A 7,211-nucleotide genomic window follows, 5' to 3' on the forward strand; every position below is an offset into this window, starting at 1 on the left:
CATAATTAAGGAGAAAACTCATGCCAATCACAGCTGCAGATATTCGTCGTGAAGTCAAGGAAAAAAATGTTACCTTTATCCGTCTCATGTTCTCAGATATTTTAGGAACCATGAAAAACGTCGAAATTCCTGCTACAGATGAACAGTTAGATAAGGTCTTGTCAAATAAGGCTATGTTTGATGGATCTTCTATTGAAGGTTTTGTACGTATCAATGAGTCAGATATGTACTTGTACCCAGACTTGGATACATGGACAGTCTTCCCGTGGGGAGATGAAAATGGAAGTGTTGCAGGTTTGATCTGTGATGTCTATACAACAGAAGGTGAACCATTTGCAGGTGACCCTCGTGGCAATTTGAAACGTGCTCTTCGTCACATGGAGGAAGTAGGATTCAAATCGTTCAACCTTGGACCAGAGCCAGAATTCTTCCTATTCAAACTTGATGAAAATGGAGACCCAACACTTGAAGTAAATGATAAGGGTGGCTACTTTGATTTGGCGCCTACTGACCTTGCGGACAACACACGTCGTGAGATTGTGAATGTCTTGACCAAAATGGGATTTGAAGTAGAAGCGAGTCACCACGAGGTTGCGGTTGGACAACATGAAATTGACTTCAAGTATGATGAAGTCCTCCGTGCCTGTGACAAGATTCAAATCTTTAAACTCGTTGTTAAAACGATTGCTCGTAAACATGGTTTGTACGCAACCTTTATGGCAAAACCAAAATTTGGTATTGCCGGATCAGGTATGCACTGTAATATGTCCTTGTTTGATGCAGAAGGAAACAATGCCTTCTTTGATCCAAATGATCCAAAAGGAATGCAGTTGTCAGAAACGGCCTACCATTTCCTCGGTGGTTTGATTAAGCATGCCTACAACTATACTGCTATCATGAATCCAACGGTTAACTCATACAAACGTTTGGTTCCGGGTTATGAAGCTCCTGTTTATATTGCTTGGGCTGGTCGTAACCGTTCGCCACTTGTGCGCGTGCCTGCTTCACGTGGTATGGGAACTCGTCTTGAGTTGCGTTCAGTGGATCCGATGGCAAACCCATACATCGCTATGGCTGTTCTTTTGGAGGTTGGTTTGCATGGTATTGAAAACAAAATAGAAGCACCAGCTCCTATCGAAGAAAATATCTACATCATGACAGCAGAAGAGCGCAAGGAAGCTGGCATTACAGACCTTCCATCAACCCTTCACAACGCTTTGAAAGCTCTGACTGAAGATGAAGTTGTCAGAGCGGCTCTTGGAGAACATATCTATACTAGTTTCCTTGAAGCCAAACGAATCGAATGGGCAAGTTATGCAACCTTCGTTTCACAATGGGAAGTTGATAATTATCTTGATTTGTATTAATAGCAGAAAAGAGGTTGTTCGAATGGGCAATCTTTTTTTATTTTTTGCAATGTTATAAAAGTATTTTGATGCAAATTTTAGTATAGGTAATATAGGCAATTCGCATTTCTTAGCTTGCTTACAATTATGCATCGGAAATGGGAATATTCTGACAAATTTCAGAAGTGACACCAACTTGTTTTTTGGGATGTCCCTGTAATATATGAATTTATCGGCTTTTTGAATTCTTTTAGAAAGTTGAATATTTGAAAAAATATTGCTTGAAAAATGCTGTGATAAGTGGTATAATATCATCTAGCATGAATGTAATAAAACGATTTCTTCTAGTATATTGATATATTAAACCCGTAAAGAACATTCATGGTATTTTACTATTATAAGAAAGGAGACGTTATGCAAAAAGACAAGTGGTGGCTACCATTTTTAGCGGTGGTGGTCATCATAGGTTTAGTGGTGGGTTTACTTTATTACACCAGACCCACTAAGGATGGAAACATAGGCGATTCATCGGTTCAGCAATCAACTTCGAGTGATGAGAACAATACAGCTTTGAGTTTAAAAGGTCAACAACTTCCAGAATTTAAAATGACCACTCAAAAAGGTATATTGATTGCTAGTTCAGAGCTGTATGATAAACCCATGTTAGTTGTGGAATGGGCTAGTTGGTGTCCGCATTGTCAGAAACAACTACCTATTGTTCAGCAGATGTATGAGAAGTATGGAGACCAAATTCATTTTGTTCTATTGAATTTGAACGAACCAGGTAAAGAAACAAAGGAAAGTGCTGATCAGTATATCAAAGAAAAAGGATATACCTTCCCGTATTATTATGACGAAGATCAGTCCGCGGCCGATCTTTTACAGGTTCAAACTATACCAAGTATGTATCTTGTAACAAAACAGCAACAGGTAAAGAATGTATTAGTAAATCATACCACTGCTGAAAACTTCTCGAAAGAGTTGCAAGAACTACTAGATTAATATATCTGCTATAGAAAAAAGGAGGAAGAAATCGCAATAGGATTTCAGAAAAAAACATGAAAGATTTCATTAAAAAGGTCTCCATTTTGTTCATGATTTTGTTCGTATCCATTCCGTTAGGATTTGCAAGTATGTTATTCGGAAGAACGGCTTCAGCAGAAGGTATTGAAACAACACAAGTTGGATCGAATACAAAAATAACACAAAATGGTTGTTACCGTAAAATTGAAAAAACAGAGAAAATTGCTTGGTCGGTTCCAAGACAACCAATCGATCTTGTTATTCTGCAGGATGCAAGTGGGTCATTCCGAGAAACGATTCCAAGTGTCAAACGTGCTCTTAAACGTTTGACAACATATGTTCGTCCGGAACAATATGATGAGACAAATCCTTATCTCGTTAAGACTGACGACCCTCGGACAACTGACCGCGTTTTCGTAGCTTCTTACCAAGGTCTGGATCAGGTGCGTTACTTTAATAATAACGATTTCAGTGGCAATCCTACAGGTACATTTACCGATCCGAATATAACTGGTAAACACTATACCTATGGGAATAGCGGCTTAACAAGCGATCAAAATAAAGTTCATAAATTCATTGATAATATTGCAGTTGATGGTGGAACTCCAACTGTTCCAGCCATTCAAGATACGATCGATCAGTACAACCGTGTCAAAGGGAATATGGAAAACGGTCGTAAGACAGTCTTCCTCCTGGTAACGGATGGGGTAGCCAATGGTTACCGTCTGCCAGGGTCTAACACAGTTGTAATGGATAAGAGCTATACAAGAACATGGGCTATCCAACGTGCTTGGGGAGTAAATAGCTATCCAGAAGCTGCTCAAGATATTACTGGTCGTGCCAATGAGTTGAGAGATGCTGGTGATCAGCTGAAAGCAGCGGTTGGTTCAGAAGGTTCTGTGGTTGTAGGTTTCTGGGAACGTGTTAATACCTTCACTGAACCATATTATCAATATGGTCGTGCTTATCTGAATGGTTTTGGCAATACGATTAATATTGGGGACAACCGTTCAGTTCAAGAAATTTTCCATGATGCTCTTCAATCGATGGCTTCACCAGACAAAGAAGTGAATGGCAAAAATATATCTTTCTATGTCAATGAACAAAATGATATTAACAGATTTTCAAATCGAATCCTAGAATCTGTAATGGCAGCCTTGATTAAGGAAGATATCACTGGTGAGTTTGATATTACACCGGGTTACAAAGTTGATGCCATCCGTATCAATGGTAAGAAAATTGTTTCGGAAGTCAAAGACTCGACAAAAGAAATTCGTGGGAAAATTACACAAAATGGAGATAAAGTTACTATCTCTGTACCAGAGAGTGTCTTTAACCCAGGTGACAACAAATTTGACTATGATTTGAGTAAGGAAGCACACGTTGCTGCTATTGAAGAAGAAGATGAAGTTGATCCACCTGCAGACTATGTACCTCAAAAAGAGAAGGTCCCTGTCCCTGAATTAACGGGTACTTTTAAAGCTGGTGAGTTTGAAACTGGGAAGATAGGTGGAAGCAATGAAACTGTTGAAGTTCAAGAACTTGCCTACTGTTATCCAAGTGTAACTAAGAAGATAGACGACGCAGACAAAAGTAATGACTTGGGTGAAATTGAGGATCCGCTTGCTTTGACGAAGAAAAAAGCTTATTCAGCTCAATTGTCAGACAAGGCAGAAGAATTTACTTACACTCTTGATTATAACTTCAACAACGTTCCAAATGAATTCAAGCAAAATGTCATGCTGACAGATCCGCTTGACTATCGCTTGGAAGTTGTAGGTCACCATGCTTCTGGTCCTAATGGTACCATCATGACTCGTGTTGTGAAACAAAATGATGAACTTGGAAATGAACAAGACGTTGTTGTTGCGGACGTACCAAGTGTGAATGGCTATGATTACTTACTCTTTAAGAAAGCTCAAATGACCATCAAGGTTCGTTTGAAGGAGAAATACCGAAATAATCAGGCAAGCAAGGAATTCATGGCTCTTCTTCAGGAAAATGATGGATTTGGTCTCCTAAACCAAGGGAACATCATGTGGAATGGTGAGGATAATAATCCTGATCCAAGTAAACATGCTAAGACAACTGACAAACCAAGCACAATCCGCCGTTCAAACCCAGTCTATGTTAAACCACCAGTAGTAACAGAGATTACGAAGAAGGTTAATGACAAAGAACATGAAGATTTGAAAGCAGAAGAGGAACTCTTTGAGTACAAGGTGACTGCTCCATGGCCAGGTATTGCGGACAACTTTACGCTGACAGATACAGTTGTTCCAGAGTTAGAAGTTCAAGCAGATAGTTTGAATGTAAAACTCGGTGGAAAAGATAACGCTGATTTGAAAGGTGCGACAACCGTTTCAGGTCAAACCGTTTCGTTGACACTAGACAAAACTAATCTTGAAAAAATCACTCGTAAAGTGAATCGCCGTAAGGTGAAAGACATTCAATATGTAGAATTAACCTTTAAGGCGAAAATCCGTAAAGGTGCTGATCTTTCTAAATACAAGAAAGATGGTCAAGTAAAAGTACCAAATACAGCGGATGTGATCTTGAACGATGTGAAACAAACATCTAACGAAGTAACGGTTACCCCACCAAAACCAAAAGAACCAACGATTGATAAGAAAATCAATGAAAACTTGGATAGCTTCCAAACGTTTGATGGGCAACCTTACACTTACAACATCACTACAAACATCCCTGCAGACATTGCTTCTTATAAGAAGTTTGTAATCAGCGATACCCTTGATAATGACTTGGAATTCGATGGCGAAGCTTCTATTAAAGGTGATGCTGCTGACCTCTTCACGGTAGAAAAGAACGGTCAAACTGTTACTGCAACTGTGAAAGATGGAAAATTTGCAGACCTTGCTAAATACACTACAGTTGAATTGGTAATTCCTGCAAAAGTTAAAAATGGTGTTACAGGTAAAGTTATCGATAACAAAGCAAGTATTTCATTTACAAATGAAAACAATGTAGAGAAAGAAGTTGAATCGAAACCTGTCACCGTAACGCCACCTCCTGTAACGAAGAAGATCAATGAAACACTTGATCACTTAGATATTCCTACAGGTCAAGCATACAACTACAACATCAAGACAAAACTTCCAACAGATATTACAGATTACAAGAAATTTGTGATTACAGATACACTTGAAGGAGATTTGTCAGTTATCAATGAAACTTCAAGCAAACCAGTTATCAAAGGAGCAGCTGCAGCCTTCTTCGATGTAACAGTTGAGGGTCAAACCGTGACTGCAACGATGAAGGACTTTGCGAAGGCTACAGACCTTGCTGGTCAAGAAGTGGAATTGATTATTCCGGCTAAGATCAATGATGGAGTGACTCGTATCAACATTCCAAATACTGCGAAGTTCAGCTTCACAGATAAGAACGATCATAGCGGAGAAAAAGAAACGAAACCTGTCACCGTAACCCCTCCATCAGAGCCAGGTGTTGATAAGAAAATCAACGAAACACTGACAGAGGCAACAATCGGGGCAGAAACGGACTTCACATATAATATCAAAGCGAAATTGCCAAATGATATTACAACGTACAAGTCCTTCGTTGTAACAGATACCTTGGATGAGAACTTGACTCCAGGTCAAGCTGAAATCAAGGGAGCGGCAGCGAAATTCTTCGATGTAACAGTTCAAGGTCAAACCGTGACTGCAACGATGAAAGATTTTGCGAATGCGGGTGACTACGGTAACCAAGAAGTAGAGCTCGTGATTCATGCCAAAGTGAAGAAAGACTCAAAAGTTCCATCTATTGAGAACAAAGCTAAGATTACTTATACCAACAAGAATGACCAACAAGGTGAGAAAGAAACCAAACCGGTTACTGTGACTCCACCGCCAATCACTAAGAAGGTGAATGGTCAGGAACATGCAGATCTTGGTAAGTTATCAGAAGTCTTCACGTATACGATTGACTCAACGGTTCCACACGTGGCAGATACCTTCACCATTTCAGATGATATCGTCAAAGAATTGGCATTTGAAGGGGAAGCAACTGTCACTGTTGACGGCCAAGCTGTTCAAGATTTGACTGTGAAAACAGAAGGTCAAACCTTGACAGTCACATTTGGAAAAGATCAAGTGAAACAATATGCTGGTAAAGCAGTCCAAGTTTCATTCAATGCCAAGATTAAAGATGGCATCACTTTCGATGCTCTCTTGACTGCTTATCCAAATGAAGCAAAAGACAAGCCAGTAGTACCAAATACTGCTAGCTACATCATTAATGATAATCCTGATTCTAAGAAAGAATCAAAACCAGTCACTGTCACTCCACCGCCAACAACAACTCCAAAGCTTAAGAAGGAAGTAAACGGAGCAGAACGTTACGATCTTGCAAAACGTAATGAAGAATTTACTTATACTTTGAAAACAACAATGCCTGCCAATGCAACTGTATTTGAGATGACAGACGAGTTGAAAGAAGTTCTAGAATTTGTTGGTGAGAATGCTTCAGCTACTGTTAAACTCGATGGTGAGGATGCAGGATCTAAGGCGACAGTAACAATTTCTGGCCAAGTGATCAAAGTTGCCTTTACAGAAGCTTCTGTAAAAGCAGATGCCGGTAAGTCTATTGAAGTGAATTTCAAGGCTAAGATTAGAGATAATGCCAACTTATCAGCTTATGTGAATAAAGATGGTAAGACAGAGATTCCGAATAAGGCTTCTTATGACATCGATCACAATCCGAAATATCACAAGGACTCGAACGAAGTTCCAGTAACTCCACCGACTCCAGAAGAGCCAGAAATCAAGAAAGATGTGAACGGCAAAGAAGCTGAAACTCTTGACAAACGCGACCAAGTCTTCA

General features: G+C 39.6%; 3 protein-coding genes. All 3 read left to right on the forward strand.

Going from position 1 to position 7,211, the window contains the following annotated elements:
* Nucleotides 1-20: 20 nt before the first annotated feature.
* Nucleotides 21-1,367 (forward strand): type I glutamate--ammonia ligase, encoded by a 1,347-nt coding sequence (gene glnA, locus M1G12_RS09305; protein ID WP_084864495.1) that lies wholly within the window; start codon nt 21-23, stop codon nt 1,365-1,367.
* A gap of 393 nt (nt 1,368-1,760) precedes the next feature.
* Nucleotides 1,761-2,348 (forward strand): TlpA family protein disulfide reductase, encoded by a 588-nt coding sequence (locus tag M1G12_RS09310; RefSeq protein ID WP_084864494.1) that lies wholly within the window; start codon nt 1,761-1,763, stop codon nt 2,346-2,348.
* A gap of 56 nt (nt 2,349-2,404) precedes the next feature.
* Nucleotides 2,405-7,211: isopeptide-forming domain-containing fimbrial protein (locus M1G12_RS09315; protein WP_247949804.1), on the forward strand; the 4,807-nt coding region annotated here is incomplete at its 3' end.

This window comes from Streptococcus mitis (genome assembly GCF_023110375.1).
Taxonomy (GTDB): domain Bacteria; phylum Bacillota; class Bacilli; order Lactobacillales; family Streptococcaceae; genus Streptococcus; species Streptococcus mitis_CI.

Bases quoted from the DNA above. Each gene is read 5' to 3' on its own strand.
- glnA (WP_084864495.1), top strand. From the start codon at position 21: ATGCCAATCACAGCTGCAGATATTCGTCGTGAAGTCAAGGAAAAAAAT.
- M1G12_RS09310 (WP_084864494.1), top strand. From the start codon at position 1,761: ATGCAAAAAGACAAGTGGTGGCTACCATTTTTAGCGGTGGTGGTCATC.